This window comes from Streptomyces sp. NPDC020996 (assembly GCF_040641355.1).
GTDB lineage: Bacteria > Actinomycetota > Actinomycetes > Streptomycetales > Streptomycetaceae > Streptomyces.
Window position 1 is genome coordinate 15911 of the sequence record NZ_JBFADM010000047.1, and the last position, 19673, is coordinate 35583.

Genomic DNA, 19673 nt, shown 5'->3' on the forward strand with positions numbered 1-19673 from the left:
ATCGCTCGCGGGTAGTGCTCACCGGGCGGGTACCCGGACCTCATGGACGAACACGACGAGCGGGTAGCCACCATGACCGGAGTCGAACCCAGCCGGCTGGACGACCAGCAGCTCATGAAGGAGCTGGAAACGATCCACCGCACGCGTCACGACACCCTGCTGTACGGCTCGAACGACGCGCTGCGCACCCACAACGAACGCATGGCCCAGCTGGAGGGCGAGTACCTGCGCCGCAACCCGCGACGTCCGGTCGCCGCCGGCCGCACACGGGAAGGAGCCAGGGAACGCAAGGGCGGGGAGTCCGCGACTCCCCGCGCCTGAACAGCCGGCACCGCCGGACCCGGACGACAGCCCGGACACCCGGATCGCCACCGGCCGGGCAGCGGCCGACGGCGATCCGAGGCGATCCGGGCTCTCGTCCGGGCCGGCCGGCATCCAGGCGTCGTTTCTGGCCGGCTCCGGGCCGTCCGTCAGCCCGCGCCTTCCGGGAACACCCGCAGGAACGCGTCGCAGAACGCCTTCAGGTCGTCCGGCTTGCGGCTGGTGATCAGCTTGTTGGGGCCGTGGTCACAGATCTTGACCTGCTCGTCGACCCAGGTGCCGCCCGCGTTGCGGACGTCCGTCCGCAGGCTCGGCCAGGACGTGAGCACCCGGCCGCGCACGACGTCCGCCTCGATCAGCGTCCAGGGGGCGTGGCAGATCGCCGCGACCGGACGGCCCTGGTCGAAGAAGTCCCGGACGAACGCCACGGCCTTCCCGTCCATGCGCAGGAAGTCCGGGTTGGCGACGCCGCCCGGCAGCACCAGGGCGCCGAAGGAGTCGGCCGAGGTCTCACCAACCACCTCGTCCACGGGGAACGTGTCCGCCTTGTCGAGATGGTGGAACGCCTGCACCTTCCCGGACCTCGTCGACACGAGCACGGGCTCATGGCCCGCGTCGCGCGCCGCTTGCCAAGGGTCGGTGAGCTCGATCTGCTCGACGCCCTCGGGTGCGGTCAGGAATGCGATGCGCATGATGGATCAGGTTCCTTTCGTCGCGGGTCTCGTGCCCGTCAGGCGGTTCCCCCGCCGTCCGGCTCGGCGCGGCTGATGTCGGCGAGGGCCGAACCGGGGTCCTCGGCCTCGGCCAGGTCGCCGAGGCTGATCACGCCCACCGGCAGTCCGTCCTCGACGACCGGCAGCCGCCGCACGGCATGCGCCCGCATCAGCGCGACGGCCGCCGACACGGGGTCGTCCGGCCCGACCACCACCGGGTCCGGCGTGCACACGGACTGCGCGCTCACCGTCAGCGGGTCGGCGCCGTCGGCGACCGCCCGCACCGTGATGTCACGGTCGGTGAGGACACCGACGACGCGCTGCCCGTCGGCCACCAGGACGTCACCGATGTCCTGCGTGCGCATCAGCTGCGCCGCCTCGACGAGTGAGGCGTCGGGCCGGACAGCAACCGCGCCCGGCCGCATGACCTCCCTCACGAAATCAGCCATCTGGCCCTTTCCTCCGTTTCCCGGCCGTCGGGGTGGAGCGGCCGACTCCTGCATGACGCCGCCCGCAGTACCCCCGGCCCGGGTGCCTATGCGTTCTCCTCGCGCCCGCTCGAGACCACGGCCTCGGCCAGCTGCTGGACGGTGGTGAACCGCGCGGTGCGCGGCAGCCGTTCCACCGCCTCGACCACGGCATCCGGCGCGTACACCCGGCGCAGCGCGCGGGCGAGCTTGTGCGCGTCCGCGGGGAACACCTGACGGCCCAGGAGGCGGGCCAGCTCCAGACGGACGGCGCTCAGGGAGGCCGTCGAGCCGCCCGGCGCCACGGGCCCGCCCGCGACCTCCGGGTCATCGTCGGCGGTGGGTTCGGGGTCGTGCCACTCCTCCGTCCGGGTGGGGCGCCCGGACCTGAGCAGACCCTGCAGCTCGTGCTTCATCTCGTCGTCGCGGTGGACGCTCAGCCGGTCACTGCCTCGTTGCATGACTCCCTCCACATCTTCGGGGGTCAGCTCCGCGTACCCGCGCACCGGAGGCCGACACCGGGGTTCACGCGCCGAACCTTCGCCGTCGTCCTCCGCCGTCCTCCTTCCCCGGCCTCCGTGCCGGCCGCGGAGCCGGGCAGCTCCGCGGCCAGCGCGGAGACGACGTGGCGCAGATTGACGAGCGGGCGCTGGAGCGTGGGGTCGACGGAGGAGTACAGGCTGACCCGGAAGGCTCAGGCGCCGTCCGCGCCGTCCGCGCCGTCCGCGCCGTCCGCGCCGTCCGGCCGTTCCCGGCCCCGCCAGTCGTCGAGGACCTGCGCGAGCCGTCCGGCCGTGTCCGGCGGTGTCGCCCACGGTGACGCGGTACGTCGCGTCCGGCGCACCGGCCCACGCCAGGCGGACCCGGCCGCCGTCGGCCTGGGCGAGCGTGAACCGCACCGGCGCGGTGGGAACGGTGACCGGCGACGACCGAGCAGTCCATCTCGTCGCTGATACCGGGGATCGCGTGGAACGTCGTCGTCGACGCCGGGACCCGGGACTCGTAGGTCACCCGCCCGCGGTGCAGCACGCTGACCCGGTAGCCGTCGGCCGCGGGCACGGCGGTCCAGGTGGTGGACAGGGTGCCGGCGGCGAACTTGGCGGCGAGCACGGCGGGGCGCCGCGTCGGCAGCACGACGGCGGGACCGTGGGGACCGATGCTCAGCGCGTCGCCGCGGCGGCGGACGCTGGCCGGCGCGGCGGTCGCGGCGGCCCCGGGCGGCAGCGGGTCCAGGAGACCCTGGAACGACCGGTGGCGACGGACTCCGGTTCGCAGGGGGTGCCGTTCAACGTGACCCGGATCCGGAACTCGTCCGTCTCGGCCGCCTGCCACGACAGGGTCAGGGCGCCGGTCGCCGGATCGGTCTCCGCCCGCTCCACCGTGACGACGTCGGCGGTGACCGGCACCGGCGCCGACCACAGGGGTGGGGCGCCCTCTGCGGACATCCCCACGATCACTTCGTACTCCCGGCCCGGCGCCACCGGCCTCCGCCGGTTTCCTCCGCGCCACTGAACCGCCCGCTGCCGTAGAGCAGTTGCTTTCTGTCCTTGTCTCCGCTCCTTACTTCTTGGCCTGCTTCTTCTCACGGCCCGGCAGGAACTCCTGCACCTTCGCCTTGAAGCCCTGCTTCACCATGGAGCCGCGGTCCGTGTCGCCCTTGAGGATCGACGCGGCCGTCGCCTCCATCTGCTCCCAGGTCGCGTGCGGCGGGATCGGCGGCACCGCCGGGTCGGTGAGGAACTCGATCACCGCGGGGCCGTCGGCCTCCAGCGCGGCCCGCCAGCCCGCCTCGACGTCCTCGGGCTTCTCCACCCGGACGCCGGTCAGGCCCAGGGAGCGGGCGAACGCGGCGTACTGCACGTCCGGCAGCTCCTGCGAGGGCAGGAAGGACGGGGAGCCCTCCATGGCCCGCATCTCCCAGGTGACCTGATTGAGGTCGTGGTTGTTCCACACCGCCACCACCAGCCGCGGATCGTCCCACAGCTCGCGGTACTTGGCCGCCGTGATCAGCTCCGCCATGCCGTTCATCTGCATCGCGCCGTCCCCGACCAGCGCGATCGCCGGCCGGTCCGGGTGGGCGAACTTCGCGCCGATCGCGTACGGCACTCCGCAGCCCATCGTCGCGAGCGTGCCGGACAGCGAGCCCCGCATGCCGGGCCGCATCGTCAGGTGACGCGCGTACCAGTTGGCCGTCGAGCCCGAGTCGGAGCTGATGATGGCGTTCTCCGGCAGCAGCGGGTCCAGGGCGCGGGCCACGTACTCCGGGTTGATCGGGTCGGCCGACAGGCCCGCCCGCCGTTCCATCACCTCGTGCCACCGTGCGACGTTCACGCACACGGTGTCGTACCAGTCGTGCGAGCGGCCCTCGTCGACCAGCGGGATGAGCCGCTCCAGGGTCGCTTTCGCGTCGCCGACCAGGTTCACCTCGTACGGGTAGCGCATGCCGATCATGTGCGGGTCGATGTCGATCTGCACCCCGCGCGCCTTGCCGAACTCCGGCAGGAACTGCGTGTACGGGAAGGACGATCCGATGGTCAGCAGGGTGTCGCAGTCCCGCATCAGCTCGTACGACGGGCGGGTGCCCAGCAGCCCGATCGCGCCGGTGACGAAGGGGAGTTCGTCACTGAGGACGTCCTTGCCCAGCAGCGCCTTGGCCACGCCGGCCCCCAGCAGGCCGGCGATCCGCTCCACCTCGGCGCGCTCCGGCCGCGCCCTGGCCGACCAGGATCGCCACCTTCTCACCGGAGTTGAGGATCTCCGCCGCCCGCAGCAGCGGCTCCTCCGCGGGGATCGCCGTCCAGGCGCTGCGGTCCAGGCTGGACGGCACCATCTTGAACTCGTGCGTGGGCGGCGAGTAGTCGAGCTCCTGCACGTCGCCGGGGATGATGACCGCCGTGGGGCAGCGCCGGGCGTACGCGGTGCGGATCGCCCGGTCCAGCACGTTCGGCAGCTGCTCGGGGACCGTCACCGTCTCCACGAACTCCGAGGCGACGTCCTTGTACAGACTGTGCAGGTCCACCTCCTGCTGGTACGAGCCGCCCATCGCCGTGCGGTGCGTCTGGCCGACGATCGCGAGCACCGGCACGTGGTCGAGCTTGGCGTCGTACAGGCCGTTGAGCAGGTGGATCGCGCCGGGCCCCGAGGTGGCCGCGCAGACGCCGAGACGGCCGCTGAACTTGGCGTAGCCGACGGCCTGGAACGCGGACATCTCCTCGTGCCGTGACTGGATGAAGCGGGGCTGGTTCCCGGCCCGGCCCCACGCCGCGAGCAAGCCGTTGATGCCGTCCCCCGGGTAACCGAAGACGTGCTCCACACCCCACTCCAGCAGCCGTTGCAGGACGTGGTCGGAGACCTTGGTGCTCATGTGCGGACCTCCCGGGCTCGACATGGTTACGGACAGCGTTCACCGCATTCGGCTGCGTCCCGAGTCACCCCGTCGGCACGCGGAAAACCCATGGGCACCCGGAAGACCCGACGCGGGTGTTTGCGGCGCGAAGAGGTGGGCATGAGGACCTGATGTGCTTCGGACAGGAGGCACGTCCGTCGGAACGGTGACCCGCCGACCCGGCCGGACGGGCCCTGTCCCGGTCCCGGCCGCGCTCCCCCGGTGACCGTCCAACCGAGAGCACCGACCAGGGAGTTGCTACGCAACATGCCCATTCAAGTGAGCGCGAAGCACCACCCGCACGACGACGCCCCCGACACCGCCGAGGACTTCCGCAGGCTCCGCGGACTGCCCGCGGGCGTGCAGCGCGACGCCCTCCGCGGGGAGATCGTCGAGGCCTGGCTGCCGATGGCCGAACGGCTCGCGGGGCGGTTCCGCAGCCGCGGCGAGAGCTACGAGGATCTGCGGCAGGTCGCGGCCCTCGGCCTGGTCAAGGCCGTCGACCGCTACGATCCCGACCGCGGCCACGCCTTCGAGAGCTACGCCGTGCCCACCATCACCGGTGAGATCAAGCGGCACTTCCGGGACCACATGTGGACCCTGCACGTGCCGCGCCGCGTCCAGGACCTGCGCAACCGTGTCCGCGCCGCCTCCCAGGACCTGTCGCAGACCCTCCCGGGCCGCCCGCCCACCGCGGCCGAGATCGCCGAGCACGCCTGCATGAGCGAGGAGGACGTGCTGGTCGGCATGGAGGCGCTGGACAGCTTCACCGCGCTCTCCCTCGACGCGGAACTGCCCGGCAGCGAGGACGGCTGCTCCCTCGGCGACGCCCTAGGCTCCTCCGACCCCGCGCTGGACACGGTGATCGACCGCGAGGCCGTCAAGCCCCGGCTGGCCGCGCTGCCCGAGCGGGAGCGGGCCATCCTCTACATGCGGTTCTTCGACGACATGACGCAGAGCAGCATCGCCGAGCAGCTGGGGATCTCCCAGATGCACGTGTCGCGGCTGATCAGCCGGTGCTGCAACCGGATGCGGGAGCAGATCATGCGCGAGGCGGCCGCGTAAGCCGCGCCGGCACGGGCCGTCACCCGCACGGCCCCTGTCGTCCCGCGAATGGTGCCCGGCCGCGCGCGCCGGGCCGCCGGGCGGGCTGTGATGGCTGCGGGGCACGGACCGACGTGCCCTCACCCGCAGCCGTCGCTCGAAGGAGCCCGTTTCATGCGCCGCACCGCCCATGTCCTGTCCGTCGCCGCGCTCACCGGCGCCACGCTGGGCGCCGCCGCCTCGACCGCCCTCGCCGATCCGACGGCACGGGTCAGCCCGAGCACCGTCTCGCCGGGCGGCAGCGTCACCGTGTCCGTCTCCTGCGACCCCACCGGCGGGATCGCGCCCGCCACCCTCGACGCCACCTCGCAGGCGTTCGCCGAGCGCAGGGTCCAGCTGCACCGGGTTCCCGGCACCGGCACCGGGAAGTCCGGCCCCGTCTACCGCGGCGTCGCCCGCATCGCGTCCGCTGAGCAACTCCGGGACCGGGACCCGCACGCCACGGCGGAGGACCCGTCGCACGAGGGCTCCGCGGGCAGGGACCCGGGGGAGGCGGAGCCGGGGGAGCAGGAACCGGGAAAGAAGGAGCCAGGGGAGAAGGAACCGGGGGAGAAGGACCCGGTTGGTGAGGATCCGGCGGGGAAGGACCCGGTCGGTAAGGATCCGGCGGGGAAGGATCCGGCCGGCAAGGACCCGGGGGAGAAGGACCCGGTCGGTAAGGATCCGGCGGGGAAGGATCCGGCCGGTGAAGACCCGGGGGAGAAGGATCCGGCCGGCAAGGACCCGGCCGGCAAGGACCCGGCGGGCGAGGACCCGGCGGGTAAGGGTCCGACGACGGGCGAGGACTCCTCCGGGGCTCTCGGCGGCCAGCGCTCCACGGACCAGAAGGCCCCCTCCACCGCCGGCCGGACGGCCGAAGCCGACGTGGATCCCCCCACGACCGGCGACGTCCCGGACGCGTCGCCGGACGGGGACGTACCGGACGGGGACGTACCGGACGACGGCGGCGCGGGCGAGGACGTCACGGGCGAGGACGTACCGGAGACGGCCGCGGCCGCAGGCCCCGAGGCACCCGCCGCCGAGGACGCGTCCCGCACCCCCCGCGCCCAGGACCCCGCGGAGGGGGATGCCACGGCCCAGGACCCGGCCGCCCAGGACCCGGCCGCCCAGAACCAGGCTGCCCAGAACCCCGCGGCAAAGGAACCCGCGGCGAAGGAACCCGCAGCCCAGGAGCCCACGGACGGGGACCGAGGCGACGGGCACTCCGCCGGGGGACGCCCCGAGGAGGAGCACCCCTCCTCGGCCGACGGCGGTCCGGGTGGGGGAGAGGACGGCTCCACGTGGGCCGTCGAGGGCACCTGTCCTGCGCGGCCCGGCGGCAAGGGCGCGGCGTGGAGCGCCACGTTCCGGGTGATCGGCGACGGCAGCCGTCGCCCGGGGTCCTGGGGCGGCGTGCAGGCCGGCGAGGGCGGCGCCTTCAGCGGATCCGTGCCCGCCCTGGTCGCCGGCGGTGTCCTGATCGCGGGCGCGCTCGGCGCCGCCGCGCACCGGCTGCTGCTCCGGCGTTCCGCGACGAAGGGCTGACCCCGCCCGGTGCCCCGTCCGGTGCCCCGTCCGGTGCCCCGCTCGGTGCCCCGGAGGCTCGTGTGACGGGCGCCATCCGCGCCGGCGGCCATGGTCCGGCGCCACCCTGGGTACTCACAGCCCGAGGGCACGACTCGTACCGCAGGAGCAGCACGCGGGCACCCGTGGCGCGGGGACGGCCTGACAGACCGGTCCGACGGCCATGGACACGGCACCGGACACGGCGCCAGGACTGCGCGGAGGCACGCATGCGGTGGACGGACGGGGAAGGCCACGGCCCCGTCCGGTACGGGCCGCGGCTTCCCGAGGACGGACTGCCCGTGCCGCCCGAGCTCACCGCCGTACTCGCCGCCGCCGCGGAACGCGCCGACGAGGAACCGGTCGGCGGCGGCCCGGAACTCCTGCGGTCCGCCTGCGACTACTGGGAGCGGCGCGGACTGCCCGTCGACCCCGGACGGGTCGCAGCAGGGCCCGGCGCCCCGGCCCTGCTGCTCGCGCTGACCGCCGCGCTGGGCGGCGACGTCCTGGTGCCCCGGCCCTGCGCGGCCTGGTGGGCGCCGTACGCGCGCCTGCTGGGCAGAGGCGTCTTCCACGTGGCGACGCCCGCCGAGAGCGGCGGCGTGCCCGATCCGTACGCCCTGCTGGAGACCGTCCGCAGGGTGCGCGCCGAGGGCGGTTACCCGCGGCTGCTGGTGCTGTCCGTCGCCGACGACCCCACCGCGGCGGTGGCACCGCCCGAACTGCTGCACCAGTGCGCCGAGGCGGCCGCGGCCGAGGGCCTGCACCTGGTCAGCGACGAGACCTGGCGGGACACGCTGCACGCCCCGCACGACACCGTCGTGCTCAGTCCGGCGGAGATGCTCCCCGAACGGGTCACCGTCGTAGCCGACCTGGCCGGTGCCCTGCTCCCGCCGGCCTGGCCCACCGCGATCGCCCGCTTCCCGGCCGGCACGGACGGGCACGGCCTGCACGCCCGCGTGCTCGACGTGCTGACCGCGCTCGGCGCCCGCGTCGCCGGACCCGTCGCCGCCCCGGCCGCCTACGCGCTGCGGGAGCCCGAGCCCGTCGCCGCCCACATGGCAGCCGCCGTAGGGCTGCACGCGCGCGTGGCCGCCGCCCTGCACGCGGCGGTCGTCGCCGCGGGCGCCCTGGCCCGGCCCCCGCAGGCCGGCCGGCACCTGTACGCCGACCTCGGCCCGCTGCGCTCCGCGCTCGCCGCCCGCGGAGTCGGCGACGCACAGGAGTTGGAGGACTTCCTCACCGCCCGGCTCGCCATGCCCGCCCCGGGCGGCCACCGCTTCGGCGACGAACTCGACGAACTGCGCGTCCGCTTGCCCACCGGCCCCCTGCTGGGGAGCACTCAGGCGGAGCGCGCGGAATGCCTCAGCTCACCCACGCCGTTGGAACTGCCACACGTGCAACGCGCGTTGAACCGAGTGGAATCGGTACTCGACGATCTCCGTGACGACGCTCAGCGATGGGAGCCTCCTCGATGACGCAACAGTCCGAGTCGACCACCACCAGTACGCCCGGCCGGGAGGACGACGATCCGGCGTCGTCCCACCCCTCGTCCCACCCCTCGACCCACCCCTCGGCCCTCTCTCCCTCCCGGTCCCCGGCTCTCTCTCCGCCCCGGTCCTCGTCGCTCCCCACGTCCTCTCTCGCGGCACCCTCCCCGCCGCTCGCCGAACCCCGGCCGCTGGCCGAGCGCCGCGTGTGGCCGCGGACGTTCCACGACCGTCTGACCGCCCCGCTGCCCGGCCTGAAGGCCATGGCCCGCTTCGCCCGCGAGGGTGCGATACGGCCCACGCGCGAGAGCCTCGTCGACATCCCCCTGATCCCCGTCGAACCCGCACCGCTGCCCCGCGTCGACGCCCGCACGGTCGCCGTGTCCTGGGCGGGGCACGCCAGTTGGGTGGTGCGGATCGGCGGGCTGACCGTCCTGACCGACCCGGTGTGGTCCCGCCGCATCCTGGGCACCCCGGCCCGCATCACCCCCGTAGGCATCCCCTGGAGCGAACTGCCGCGCGTCGACGCGGTCGTCATCAGCCACAACCACTACGACCACCTGGACGCCCCCACCCTGCGCCGGCTCCCGCGCGACACCCCGGTGTTCGTGCCGGCCGGACTCGGCGGCTGGTTCCACCGCCGCCGGTTCACCGCCGTCACCGAACTCGACTGGTGGGAGGCGGCCGAACTGGACGGGGTGCGCTTCGACTTCGTGCCGGCCCACCACTGGTCCAAGCGCACCCTGACCGACACCTGCCGCAGTCTGTGGGGCGGCTGGGTCCTCACCTCCCGCGACGGACAGCGCGTGTACTTCGCCGGCGACACCGGGTACGGCCACTGGTTCTCCCGGATCGGACAGCGCTACCCCGGCATCGATCTCGCCCTGCTGCCCATCGGCGCCTACGACCCGCGCTGGTGGCTCAGCGACGTCCACTGCGACCCGGAGGAGGCGGTACGGGCCGCCCGGGACCTGGGCGCCCGCCGGATGGCGCCGATGCACTGGGGCACGTTCGTGCTGTCGGCGGAACCGGTGCTGGAACCGCTCACGCGCGTGCTCGCGGCCTGGGAGAAAGCGGGCCTGGACCGCGCGGACCTGTGGGACCTGCCCGTGGGCGGCTCACGGGTGCTGGCCTGAGCAAGCAGGTCGAGCGGGCGAGGTCCGCGGCCTCCGGGCCGTCCGGCGGCGGTCGCCGAAGAGGCGGACGGAGGATGCTTGCCGAAGACGGGACGGAGGACGGTCGCCGCGGAAGAGGACGGAGGAGGTCGCCGAGGAAGAGGACGGAGGACGGTCGGCGAAGAGACGGGCGGGGCGGTCGCCGGGTGACGTCAGGTCCGCGTCTTCCGGGCGCTGCCGCGCACCCGCCTCCACACGCTCGGCGCCGCACTGAGGACCACCGTCAGCGCGACCGCCGCGAGCACGCCCTGCCACGGCTCCTTGAACAGCGACCCGCCCAGGACGCCGATCAGCTGGTAGGTCGCCGCCCAGGCCAGGCAGGCCGGCGCGTTGCCGCGGGCGAAACGGCGCACCGGCCAGCGCGCCATCAGACAGGCCAGCATCACCGGGATACGGCCGGCCGGCACCAGCCGCGAAAGCACCAGCACGGCCACGTTGTGGTCGGCCAGCTTCGCCTGCGACTGCTCCAGCCGCTCCTGCGGCGCCCGCGACCGGATCGCCTCCAGCCAGCGCGAGCCGTTCTTCGACGTCATGCCGCGCCGGCCCAGCCAGTACAGCGTCATGTCCCCGAGGAACGCGGCCAGCGACGCCGTCACGAACACCAGCGCCATCGTGAACGGAGCGGTGTGGTGGAAGGCCACCACGGCCGCCGAGCTCACCAGCGCGCCCGTCGGCACGACCGGCACCAGCGCCCCGATCAGCACCAGCAGGAACAGTGACGGATACCCGATCGCCTGCTGCGTCGACTCGGGCGGTACGACCGTCGCGGGGGCCGCCGCCAGCCAGGTCACCGGGAGACCTCCGGACGGGCGCTCTCCCCGTGTCCGAGCCGGTGCACGGTCACGCCCGGCGCGCGCTGGGCCGCCCGGCGCACGAACTCGTCACCGGGCGTGTGGAACTCGTGCGGGCGTACGGCGTCCATGCCGATCGGCCAGTAGGTGCCGTAGTGCACGGGCACCGCGCTGCGCGGCGCGAGGCGGGCCAGCGCCTCGGCCGCCCGCCCGGCGTCCAGGTGCCCCTCGCCGAGACTCGGCCCCCAGCCGCCGACCGGCAGCAGCGCCACGTCGACCGGGCCGACCTCCTTCGCCATGGTGTCGAACAGGCCGGTGTCACCCGCGAAGTACGTGCGCGCCTCGCCCTCCAGGACGTAGCCGAGCGCGGGGGAGCGGTGCGGGCCCACCGGCAGCCGCCGCCCGTCGTGCCGCGCGGGCACCGCACGCACGCTCAGGTCGTGGACCCGCACGACGTCGCCGGGCGCGACCTCGGTGACGTGCAGCCGGACGAGCCGGCGCAGCGCCGGCACCGCCCGTCGTGCGCCCCGGGGCACGAGCAGGCGCGTGCCCGGCGCGAGCCGCTCCAGCGAGGGAACGTGCAGATGGTCGGCGTGCAGATGCGACACGAGCGCCACGTCCGCGTGCCAGGCGCCCGGCGGCGGCAGCGCGCCCCGGCGGCGCCGGAGATGGGCGAGCCGGCGGGCGAACAGGGGATCGGTCAGCACCCGTACGCCCGAGTCCTCGACCGTGCAGGTGGCATGACCCCACCAGGTGACCTCCACCGGCACCTCTTTGCCTCCTTCGCGCGACTCCCCGAAGCCTACGGGCAGGAGTAGGGTCGGCGGCGAAACCCGGAGGTGAGGGGAACACCATGGGACCGGTGCGGGTCACGGCGATCGCGAGTCTGACGCCGCTCGAGGAGCTGGACGCCGATCCCTTCCTGGTGGACTCCCGCAGCCAGCACGCGATGTGCGCGCGCTGGGCGGCCGAGCGGGGCTACGTCGTCGCCCGCGAACTGCTGGTGCGGGGGCTCAGGGCCGACCACTGCGTGCTGTGGGACGGGGTCCGCCCGGAGACCGACCTGTTCGTCGCGCCGAGCCGGCGGGTACTGGAGAGCGCGCTGTCGTCCGTGGAGGAGTTCACCGCGGAGTGCGCACGGCGCGGGGTACGGGTGGAGACCGTCGGCTCGGCGGAGCCCTGCTACGACGCCCAGATGAAGGCCCGCGTGCACCGCCGCCTCTCCATGCCGACAGCCGGCTACGACGGCCGCTAGCAGAGCTTCGTCACTGACTTCGGCTCGTCAGGGTGGATCTTCGCGAAGTCCCTGACGGGGGCTGGGCGGCGGCTGTGTTCCGTCTTCCGCGCAGCGGCACGAGAGGGCCTGTTCCAGGTTCGGATCATTGCGGGGCAGTGCGGCGCTTCCTCCGCAGTGCCCCGGACCGGACTCGAACCGGTCGTCGTATGGCGGCCGACAGGTCATGACGCTCCCGCACGGCGGCCACCGCCTGGTGGTGGAGGAGACCCGGCGGCCGGTGGCACCCCCGCGCGGGGCGCCGCCGTGGTGCCGGCAGTCCGGCGTCGTCCGCGCGGCGGTTCTGGGATGTGCCGGTATCAAGGTGCGTGGTCGGGCTGGCCGCCCGCGCACCCGGCCCGGCGCGGTCGCCGCGGACAAGGCGTACTCCTCCCGCGCCGGCCGCAGGGCGACTGCCAAGATCTCAGCGGCACAGCAGGTCGCGCAGCACCCGTTCCAGCGTGCCGTCGGGGTCGCGCAGTCGGCCGTCGCAGCGCCATGCGACGACACCGTCGGGGCCGACGAGCAGCGCGCTGCCGTCCGTCAGGCCATGCGGACCGGCCAAGTCCGCATCGAGGTGGTACACATCGATGGGCACGGACAGGCGCTGACCGGCCCGGAGGGCGGCGGACTCCCAGGCGTCGCCCTCCGGGCCGACCAGCAGGACGAGGCCGGTGCCGTAGAGGTCGAGCGTCGACATCGGCGAGGACGCGTCCTCGGAGACATACAGATGAGGCGCGCGCGTGCCGGGGGCACCCTCCGGGACAGCGGCGCCGTACATCAGGACGCTCGTGGGCAGCAGCGCATCGCCCCTGCCGTGCCCGGGCAGCCGCCAGCGCAGCCGTGCCCGGGCATACGCCTGCCGCATGGCCTGCTCGGCGGCCGGGCGGCGCTGGGCCCCGTACGTGTCCAGCAGCGCCCGACCTGCGCTGCCACCCAGGACGAAGGCCAGCTTCCAGGCCAGGTCGTGCGCGTCCATGATGCCTGTGAGGCCGCCCAGGCTGCCGGTCGGCGGCATCAGATGGGCCGCGTCGCCCGCGAGGAACACCCGGCCCACACGATATCGCTCGGCGACTCGCGCCCCCACCGGAAACGTGAAGATCCGTCCGGCGCCCGGGACCTGCTCCAGCAGCCGCACATCCAGTGCGTCCAGTCCGGTCGCCGCTCTGACCCAGGCGGCAGGGTCCTCGCTCGCGATGTCCCCGGACGATACGGCAGTGGCGAAGAACCACCGGGTGCCGGTGGAGTCGAGGGGACCCAGCGTGGTTCCCGGCACGGGCCGGCCGAGATACGCCATGCCGATACGACGGCCGCGTAGTGCCGGTGACAGATCGGCGTGGATGTGCATGGTGACCATGTGGAAGAGGGTTCCGGGGCCGCTGCTGCGGATGCCCAGACGACGGCGGACGGAGCTGGAGGCGCCGTCCGCCGCGACCACGTAGTCCGCCTTGACGGTCTCCTCCGTCCCGCCCGGGCCCCGCAGGCGCGCCGTCACCCCCTCGCAGTCCTGCGCCAGGTCGGTGAGTTGCGTGCCGAATCTGAGGTCGCAGCCCCGTTCGCGTACCTGCTGCGCGAGCACGGTTTCGAGCTCGTCCTGGCCGATGGGGACGAAGCCGCACGGGGAGACCTGTTCGGCGTCCGCCCCGCCGTCTTCCGGCTCGGTGAGCGGTTCGTGCTCCTCCGACAGGGTGCGGGCGTGGACGGAGACGAGATCGGTGGGCGGGGCGCCGGCCGGACAGCGGCTGACGATCTCGTCCTCCACTCCGGCCTGCCGGTACAGCTCCATGGCCCGAGGAAGCAGGCCACGCAGACGCGGATGGGCGAGGATGCCGTCACGGCGCTCGACCACCAGACAGGGCACGCCGTGCATGCCGAGGAAAAGGGCCGCGGACAGCCCGGTGAGCGAGCCGCCCACCACCAGTACGCCGACGTGCCGCATGGAACACCTTCCACGAGGGGGTGCCGGCCCGCCCGTTCGGGCGGGCCGGCACCTTGTCGGCTCAGTGCTTCTGCATGTACCACGGGGGCCACAGACGCTGGTCCCTGGAAGGTGCGGCGGCCTTCGGCGGAGCCACGTTCACCGCCTTGGACAGCCTCTTCTTCAGCTGCTCCGTCATGGAGTTCACCTCCTTCAGCGAAGGTAGAAGGAACCTCCGGCCGGACGGATCGGAGGAACTCGAGGAGACATCGACGCGGAACCCGGCGGCCTGGGGCACGGCCCGCGGGCAGCCGGCCTCGGGGCCTTCGTCGGACCGGCTCAGGCTTCGGTCGTGACGAGGATGCCGCGCTGCGCCAGGTCGGCCAGACAGCTACGGGCCTGCAACAGTGCCTCGTCCCGCGGTATCTGGCCCGCGACCGCTTCCGCGTACTCGGCGGCGATGTGTTCCTCGCCGCTGCCGTCGCTGAGTTCGAACAGGTACCAGCCGGCCAGGTTCAGCCAATGGACCTTGGGCTTGACCGGGGTGAAGACCATGAGTGCGTCGGCGGCCTCGACGGGGCGCGTGCTCAGGCCGGGTGCCTTGGTGTAGCGGACATCAGACACGGGCAACCTCCTTCGGCACCGATGCGGTGGTCTCCAGCAGCCAGCTGACGAACTCCCGGCCGTGATCGGTCAGTTCGTCGCCGCCACGGTCCAGGATCTGCCGACCCAGATAGTGGGCGCGCTCGCTGCCGAAGCGGTACAGGGAAGGCGGGTCATCGGGCTCGGGGGCGCCGAAACGTTCCTTCAGCTCGGGCGTGAGCCTGGTCCGCAACGCGGCCTGGAACAGCACGAGGTGCGCGTACACGTGGAAGGCGCCCAGGGCACGGTCGAGCGCCCACTCGTTGGGCGCGACCATGGAGGCCCATTTCAGCCACGGCACCCTGACCTTCGGCCCGTCGGCCAGACGTTCGGGGGCGGCGAAGATGCTCGCCGACCGCTGGATGTCGAACAGCTTCAGGTGCAGTCCCTCGTGCAGCGCCGTCTCGGCGAACCGCCATGGGCGGGCCATGCGGTTCGGGGAGAAGAACACCACTCCGGGAATGCGTCCGACGTTGCCCGCGAGGAAGGTCTCGCCCTCGGTCCGCACGTCGACGACGCCCACACCGATGTAGTGGGCCGCGACACTTGCTCCCAGCTCGGGAAGCAGGGCGCCCAGGGCCGCGAAGCCGTCGTCGAACTGCTGCGCGTGCTCGGGCGTGGGCTCCATGAGGTGACCGGGCACACCACGCAGGAAGTCCCGCTCGAAGGTGTTGAGGAACGTACCGCCCAGCGGGGCCGTAGCACCCGAGCCTGTGCCGCACAGCCAGGATTCCCGGCCTCGAGTGACCCGCACCCGGCGGCCGGCGGAGATACTGGCGCCGGTGGGCGGGGCTGTGGCGCCGTGCAGCTCCAGAACATCGGAGACCAGACGCAGCATGGTCACGACCTCGGTCCAGGCGTCCTCGTCGAGGAAGCCCCGTTCCAGCCGGGACACCGCCTCGTCGAGTGTCACCCGTACCAGCGGGTCCTCGACGACGGCGACCGGGAGCTGGCCGGTCTCGTCGCGGATGCCCGCCGCCAGGCGCTCCACCGTCGCGGACCGCTCGCACAGTAGATCGACCGCGAAACGGTAGAATTCGGTGGCCTTCAAAGTGATTCTGGAAGCGTCGCTGAATTCGGGGTGGGACGCAAGCGCTTGTTCGACAGGGACGAGTTCATCGTCGTGGACGGACACGGAACCTCCTTGGTGAAAGGCTCGGCCGACAGCGTCCGATCAAACGCGCAGTGTTCGCACGACGTCAAGTGTGATGCGTTGTACCGAAAGTCGGGAAACGGTCTTGCAGCCCGCGGTGGCCCCGTATGCCACCGCCCAGGGTCATGGACGCGCGGAGCAGGCGCATCGGTACGGACGAAATGCCCCGCTCGTCCGCTGTGCTCGCAGGCCAGCACGGGTGGGAGAGCCCCGCGCCGCGGGCCGGGGCGCAACCGGTCGGCGCCGAGACAATGCAGGCTGTATCCGTTCCCGGGACAAGGAACTCCAAAGCCGCATGAATGGCTGATTACTGGCCTTCAATACGGCAACGGACACCACCCACCACGGCACGATTACCGCGACGGACGGGGACCGAATGCACCCCCGGCTCACCCACCGCGGCCCTCGGATCGACCACGCCGATGAAGAACTCCACGTCCTGACGCACGTTGATTTGCGTGCACACGGCCGACGACCACCGCTGGCGGCATTCCTTCCTTCGCCGCTTCGATCTACTGGCCCCGCAGCCCCGCAGCCCCGCAGCCCCGCAGCCCCGCAGCCGGCATCGGACCCCGCGCGACCGGCAGCGAAACCGCGCGGCTCGGCGGCGGGTCCGGTGTCCGGTGTCAGGGCCCGGGGTCCGGCAGACAAGCCCCGCGGCTCGGTGGCGGGGCTGGTGGCCGGGCCAGTGGCGGGGCCGGTGGCTCGGTGGCGGCACCCGCCGTCGGCGCCGATGCCGGGCCAGTGTCAACGCCCCCGCCCATGCCCATGCCCATGCCCAGGCGTCTGTCGGGTCCGTGCCGAGGCGGTGGGGGCTCGGAGGGGGTGTGACAGGGTAGGAGGGGTGGGGGCCCGCTGCGGGGGCGGGCCGGGACGTGAGGTGGGCAGGCGTGCGTGGCGTGCGTTGGCGGCGGATCGCCAGTCAGGTGGGGCGGAGCGTCGCGGTCTGGGTCGTCTCGACCGTCACCATGCTCGTGCTCGCCGGGATCCTGCCGGACTTCCAGCTCCAGTCCGCGACCGGCGACAGCGCCACCCGGATCGCCGTCACGGCCGCGCTCGGCGCCGGCGCGTTCGGTCTGCTGTCGGCGCTGGTGTGGCCGCTCCTGGTCCGGGCCCTGCTGCTGGTGCCGGCGCTGGTGCTCGGGCTGCTGGTCTTCTTCCTCAACGGCTCGCTGCTGCTGCTCGCCCTGCGCATCAATCCCTCCGGCGACAGTGAGGCCGCGCCCGAGACCGCCGTCATCGTCGCCGCGGTGATGTCCGCCGTCGCCTCCGCCACCGGCGGTGCGCTGGCCGTCCGTGACGACGACGCCTACCGGCGCCGCCTCTACCGCCTCGCCCACCGCCGCGGAAGACGCAGGCCGCCCGGCCCGTCCAGCCCCGGCACCGTCTTCCTGCAACTCGACGGCGTCGGCCACGACGTGCTGCTGGACGCCGTCGGGAAGGGACTGGCGCCGACCGTCGCCAGATGGCTGGACGGCACCCACCGGCTCACCCCCTGGCGCACCGACTGGTCCAGTCAGACCGGCGCCAGCCAGCTCGGCATCCTGCACGGCACCAACCACGACGTCCCGGCGTTCCGCTGGTACGAGAAGGACACCCGGGAGGTGATGGTCTGCAACCGCCCGACCAGTGCCGCCGAGCTCCAGCGCCGCGCCGTGGCACGCACCGGCGACACCGGCCTGCTCACCGCCGACGGCGCGAGCCGCGGCAACCTCTTCAGCGGCGGCGCGGACGAGCAGGCCCTCGTACTGTCCATAGCCACCCGCCGCCGCGGCCGGGAGAACCGGTCCCGCGCGGGCTACTTCGCGTACTTCTCCGACCCGGCCAACGCCGTGCGCACCGCCATGTCGTTCGTCGCCGAGGCCGGCCGGGAGATCGGCCAGTCCACCCGGGCCCGCCTGCGCAAGCAGCGCCCACGGGTCTCGCGCGGCGGCCTCTACCCCTTCGTCCGCGCCTTCGCGACCGTCGTGGAACGCGACGTCGTGGTCTCCGCCGTGATGGGCGACATGCTCGCCGGGCGCACCGCGATCTACGCCGACCTGGTGGCCTACGACGAGGTGGCGCACCACTCCGGCCCGCTCAGCCGGGACGCCGAGAAGGTCCTCGGACGCCTGGACCGGGCGCTCGCGCTGATCGAGAAGGTCTCCGAGCACGCCCCGCGGCCGTACCGCATCGTCGTCCTGTCCGACCACGGCCAGAGCCCCGGCGAGACCTTCCGCGCCCGCTACGGACTCGGCCTCGGCGAGCTGGTGCGGGCCGGCTGCGGGCTGCCCGTGCCGCGCAAGGCGCTGGGGGTCCCCCCAGGCTTCAGGCCCCGGGGGAGCACGCACAGCGGCGCCGAGGCCCGCGCCGCGGTGCGGGCGGCGCTGCGCCGGCCCGTCGAGGAGAGCGGCGAGCAGCACCGGCTCCCGGGGCGCCGCTCTGAGCCGATCGTGCTGGCCTCCGGCAACCTCGGCCTGGTGTCCTTCCCGGACGTGCCGCACCGGATGAGCAAGGAGGAGATCGACGCCCGACACCCGGCGCTGCTGACCACGCTCGCCAACCACCCCGGGATCGGCTTCCTGCTGGTGCGCAGCGAGCAGCACGGAGGGGTCGTGCTCGGCGCGTACGGCGCGGAGCTTCCGCTCGACCGGCTGGAGCACGATCCGGGTCCGCTGGCCGCGTTCGGGCCCGGCGCCGCCGACGCCGTGCGCCGCACCCACTCCTTCCCGCACACCGCCGACATCATGGTCAACTCCTTCCACGACCCGGCCGACGGCGAGGTCCTCGCCTTCGAGGAGCAGATCGGCTCGCACGGCGGGCTCGGCGGGGCGCAGGGCAGGCCGTTCCTGCTGTCGCCGCTCGCCTTCTCCGCGCCGGCCGGGGAGGGGTGCGAGCTGGTCGGCGCCGAGCAGGTGCACCACGTGCTGCGGCGCTGGCTGCGCGAGGCGGACGGCCCCCAGGTGCCCCTCACCGGGAGCGGGGAGCAGGAGCGGGCCGCCTGAGAACCACCGGCCGCCCGCGTGGGATTCCGCGACGCGACGCGACGCGACGCGGCCCCGCCCTCCCCGCCCCGCACGACGCCGGCTGCGGTTCACCGCCCGTGGGCCGGTCTTCCGGGTGCGGCGGCCGGGAATGTGATCGGATGGCGTCCCAAGCAACAGCCGGAATGGCAACAGCCGGAATGGCAACAGCCGGAATTCGGAAGGATTCACCGTGGCAACCACGCGCTCCGCACACACCGTCTGGGAAGGCAACCTGCTCGAGGGAAACGGAGTCGTCACCTTCGACTCCTCCGGCATCGGCGAGCAGCCGGTGTCGTGGCCGTCGCGCGCCGAGCAGGCGAACGGCAAGACCAGTCCCGAGGAGCTGATCGCCGCCGCCCACTCCAGCTGCTTCTCCATGGCGCTGTCGCACGGACTGGCCGGTGCCGGCACCCCGCCCACCAAGCTCGTCACCTCCGCCGACGTCACCTTCCAGCCGGGTGAGGGCATCACCGGCATCCACCTGACCGTCGAGGGCACGGTAGAGGGCATCGACAACGACGCGTTCGTCGCCGCCGCGGAGAACGCCAAGGCCAACTGCCCGGTCAGCCAGGCCCTCGCGGGCACGACGATCACGCTGTCGGCGAAGCTCGCCTGAGCCCCGCGGACCCGCTTCCGCTCCGGTGCCGCGCCTCCCTGGGATCGGGAGGCGCGGCACCGGCGTTCCCGGGGTACT

General features: G+C 73.4%; 18 protein-coding genes and 1 pseudogene. 8 read left to right on the forward strand and 11 right to left on the reverse strand.

The window, feature by feature from the left end:
* The first annotated feature begins 42 nt into the window (after positions 1-42).
* A complete protein-coding gene (locus AB0G63_RS27515; RefSeq protein WP_360755323.1) occupies positions 43-321 on the forward strand; it encodes a DUF6158 family protein in 279 nt (92 codons plus the stop codon).
* Positions 322-470: 149 nt separating this feature from the next.
* On the opposite strand, the gene AB0G63_RS27520 is transcribed toward AB0G63_RS27515, so the two are convergent.
* From AB0G63_RS27520 to AB0G63_RS27545, 6 genes and pseudogenes are all read right to left on the reverse strand, one after another.
* Complete coding sequence (locus AB0G63_RS27520; protein WP_360755326.1) at positions 471-1013, reverse strand: type 1 glutamine amidotransferase domain-containing protein; 543 nt, start codon at positions 1011-1013, stop codon at positions 471-473.
* A 38-nt stretch (positions 1014-1051) separates the two neighbouring features.
* Positions 1052-1483, reverse strand: a complete 432-nt coding sequence (locus AB0G63_RS27525; RefSeq protein ID WP_360755329.1) for a CBS domain-containing protein — start codon at positions 1481-1483, stop codon at positions 1052-1054.
* A gap of 86 nt (positions 1484-1569) precedes the next feature.
* Positions 1570-1962 (reverse strand): DUF2795 domain-containing protein, encoded by a 393-nt coding sequence (locus tag AB0G63_RS27530; protein WP_360755331.1) that lies wholly within the window; start codon positions 1960-1962, stop codon positions 1570-1572.
* A gap of 233 nt (positions 1963-2195) precedes the next feature.
* A complete protein-coding gene (locus AB0G63_RS27535) occupies positions 2196-2345 on the reverse strand; it encodes a hypothetical protein (protein ID WP_360755333.1) in 150 nt (49 codons plus the stop codon).
* A gap of 316 nt (positions 2346-2661) precedes the next feature.
* Complete coding sequence (locus tag AB0G63_RS27540; protein WP_360755336.1) at positions 2662-2952, reverse strand: hypothetical protein; 291 nt, start codon at positions 2950-2952, stop codon at positions 2662-2664.
* A gap of 109 nt (positions 2953-3061) precedes the next feature.
* A pseudogene (locus tag AB0G63_RS27545) lies at positions 3062-4865 on the reverse strand (thiamine pyrophosphate-requiring protein).
* A 288-nt stretch (positions 4866-5153) separates the two neighbouring features.
* On the opposite strand from AB0G63_RS27545, the gene AB0G63_RS27550 reads away from it, so the two are divergent.
* The 4 genes from AB0G63_RS27550 to AB0G63_RS27565 all read left to right on the forward strand — a co-directional run bounded on the left by AB0G63_RS27550 (position 5154) and on the right by AB0G63_RS27565 (position 10158).
* Positions 5154-5951, forward strand: a complete 798-nt coding sequence (locus AB0G63_RS27550; protein WP_360755339.1) for an RNA polymerase sigma factor SigF — start codon at positions 5154-5156, stop codon at positions 5949-5951.
* A gap of 153 nt (positions 5952-6104) precedes the next feature.
* On the forward strand, positions 6105-7514 hold the full coding sequence (locus AB0G63_RS27555) for a hypothetical protein (RefSeq protein ID WP_360755342.1): 1410 nt from the start codon (positions 6105-6107) through the stop codon (positions 7512-7514).
* Between the two features lie 248 nt (positions 7515-7762).
* Positions 7763-9010, forward strand: a complete 1248-nt coding sequence (locus tag AB0G63_RS27560) for an aminotransferase class I/II-fold pyridoxal phosphate-dependent enzyme (RefSeq protein WP_360755344.1) — start codon at positions 7763-7765, stop codon at positions 9008-9010.
* Positions 9007-10158, forward strand: coding sequence for an MBL fold metallo-hydrolase (locus tag AB0G63_RS27565; RefSeq protein ID WP_360755346.1), 1152 nt, complete (start codon positions 9007-9009; stop codon positions 10156-10158). Before AB0G63_RS27560 ends, AB0G63_RS27565 begins: the two co-directional genes overlap by 4 nt.
* Before the next feature lie 191 nt (positions 10159-10349).
* Here AB0G63_RS27565 and AB0G63_RS27570 read toward each other — a convergent pair whose 3' ends face one another.
* Both AB0G63_RS27570 and AB0G63_RS27575 read right to left on the reverse strand, forming a co-directional pair.
* Positions 10350-10988: a VTT domain-containing protein gene (locus tag AB0G63_RS27570; RefSeq protein WP_360755348.1), complete on the reverse strand. Its 639-nt coding sequence runs from the start codon at positions 10986-10988 to the stop codon at positions 10350-10352.
* On the reverse strand, positions 10985-11758 hold the full coding sequence (locus tag AB0G63_RS27575) for an MBL fold metallo-hydrolase (protein ID WP_360755350.1): 774 nt from the start codon (positions 11756-11758) through the stop codon (positions 10985-10987). The genes AB0G63_RS27570 and AB0G63_RS27575 overlap by 4 nt, the downstream gene beginning before the upstream one ends.
* Positions 11759-11841: 83 nt before the next feature.
* Here AB0G63_RS27575 and AB0G63_RS27580 point away from each other — a divergent pair, with 83 nt between their 5' ends.
* On the forward strand, positions 11842-12243 hold the full coding sequence (locus tag AB0G63_RS27580) for a hypothetical protein (RefSeq protein WP_360755353.1): 402 nt from the start codon (positions 11842-11844) through the stop codon (positions 12241-12243).
* 442 nt (positions 12244-12685) lie between these two features.
* On the opposite strand, the gene AB0G63_RS27585 is transcribed toward AB0G63_RS27580, so the two are convergent.
* The 3 genes from AB0G63_RS27585 to AB0G63_RS27595 form a co-directional block, all read right to left on the reverse strand.
* Entirely contained in the window at positions 12686-14200 is a 1515-nt protein-coding gene (locus AB0G63_RS27585; RefSeq protein ID WP_360755356.1) for an FAD-dependent monooxygenase, read from the reverse strand.
* Between the two features lie 318 nt (positions 14201-14518).
* Positions 14519-14803 (reverse strand): hypothetical protein, encoded by a 285-nt coding sequence (locus AB0G63_RS27590; protein WP_360755358.1) that lies wholly within the window; start codon positions 14801-14803, stop codon positions 14519-14521.
* Complete coding sequence (locus AB0G63_RS27595) at positions 14796-15872, reverse strand: HEXXH motif-containing putative peptide modification protein (protein WP_360755361.1); 1077 nt, start codon at positions 15870-15872, stop codon at positions 14796-14798. The genes AB0G63_RS27590 and AB0G63_RS27595 overlap by 8 nt, the downstream gene beginning before the upstream one ends.
* 992 nt (positions 15873-16864) lie before the next feature.
* Between AB0G63_RS27595 and AB0G63_RS27600 the strand changes: the two genes are divergently transcribed.
* Together AB0G63_RS27600 and AB0G63_RS27605 are read left to right on the forward strand one after the other, a co-directional pair.
* Complete coding sequence (locus AB0G63_RS27600) at positions 16865-18958, forward strand: phage holin family protein (protein WP_360755363.1); 2094 nt, start codon at positions 16865-16867, stop codon at positions 18956-18958.
* Between the two features lie 211 nt (positions 18959-19169).
* On the forward strand, positions 19170-19595 hold the full coding sequence (locus AB0G63_RS27605; protein WP_360755366.1) for an OsmC family protein: 426 nt from the start codon (positions 19170-19172) through the stop codon (positions 19593-19595).
* Positions 19596-19673: the final 78 nt, after the last annotated feature.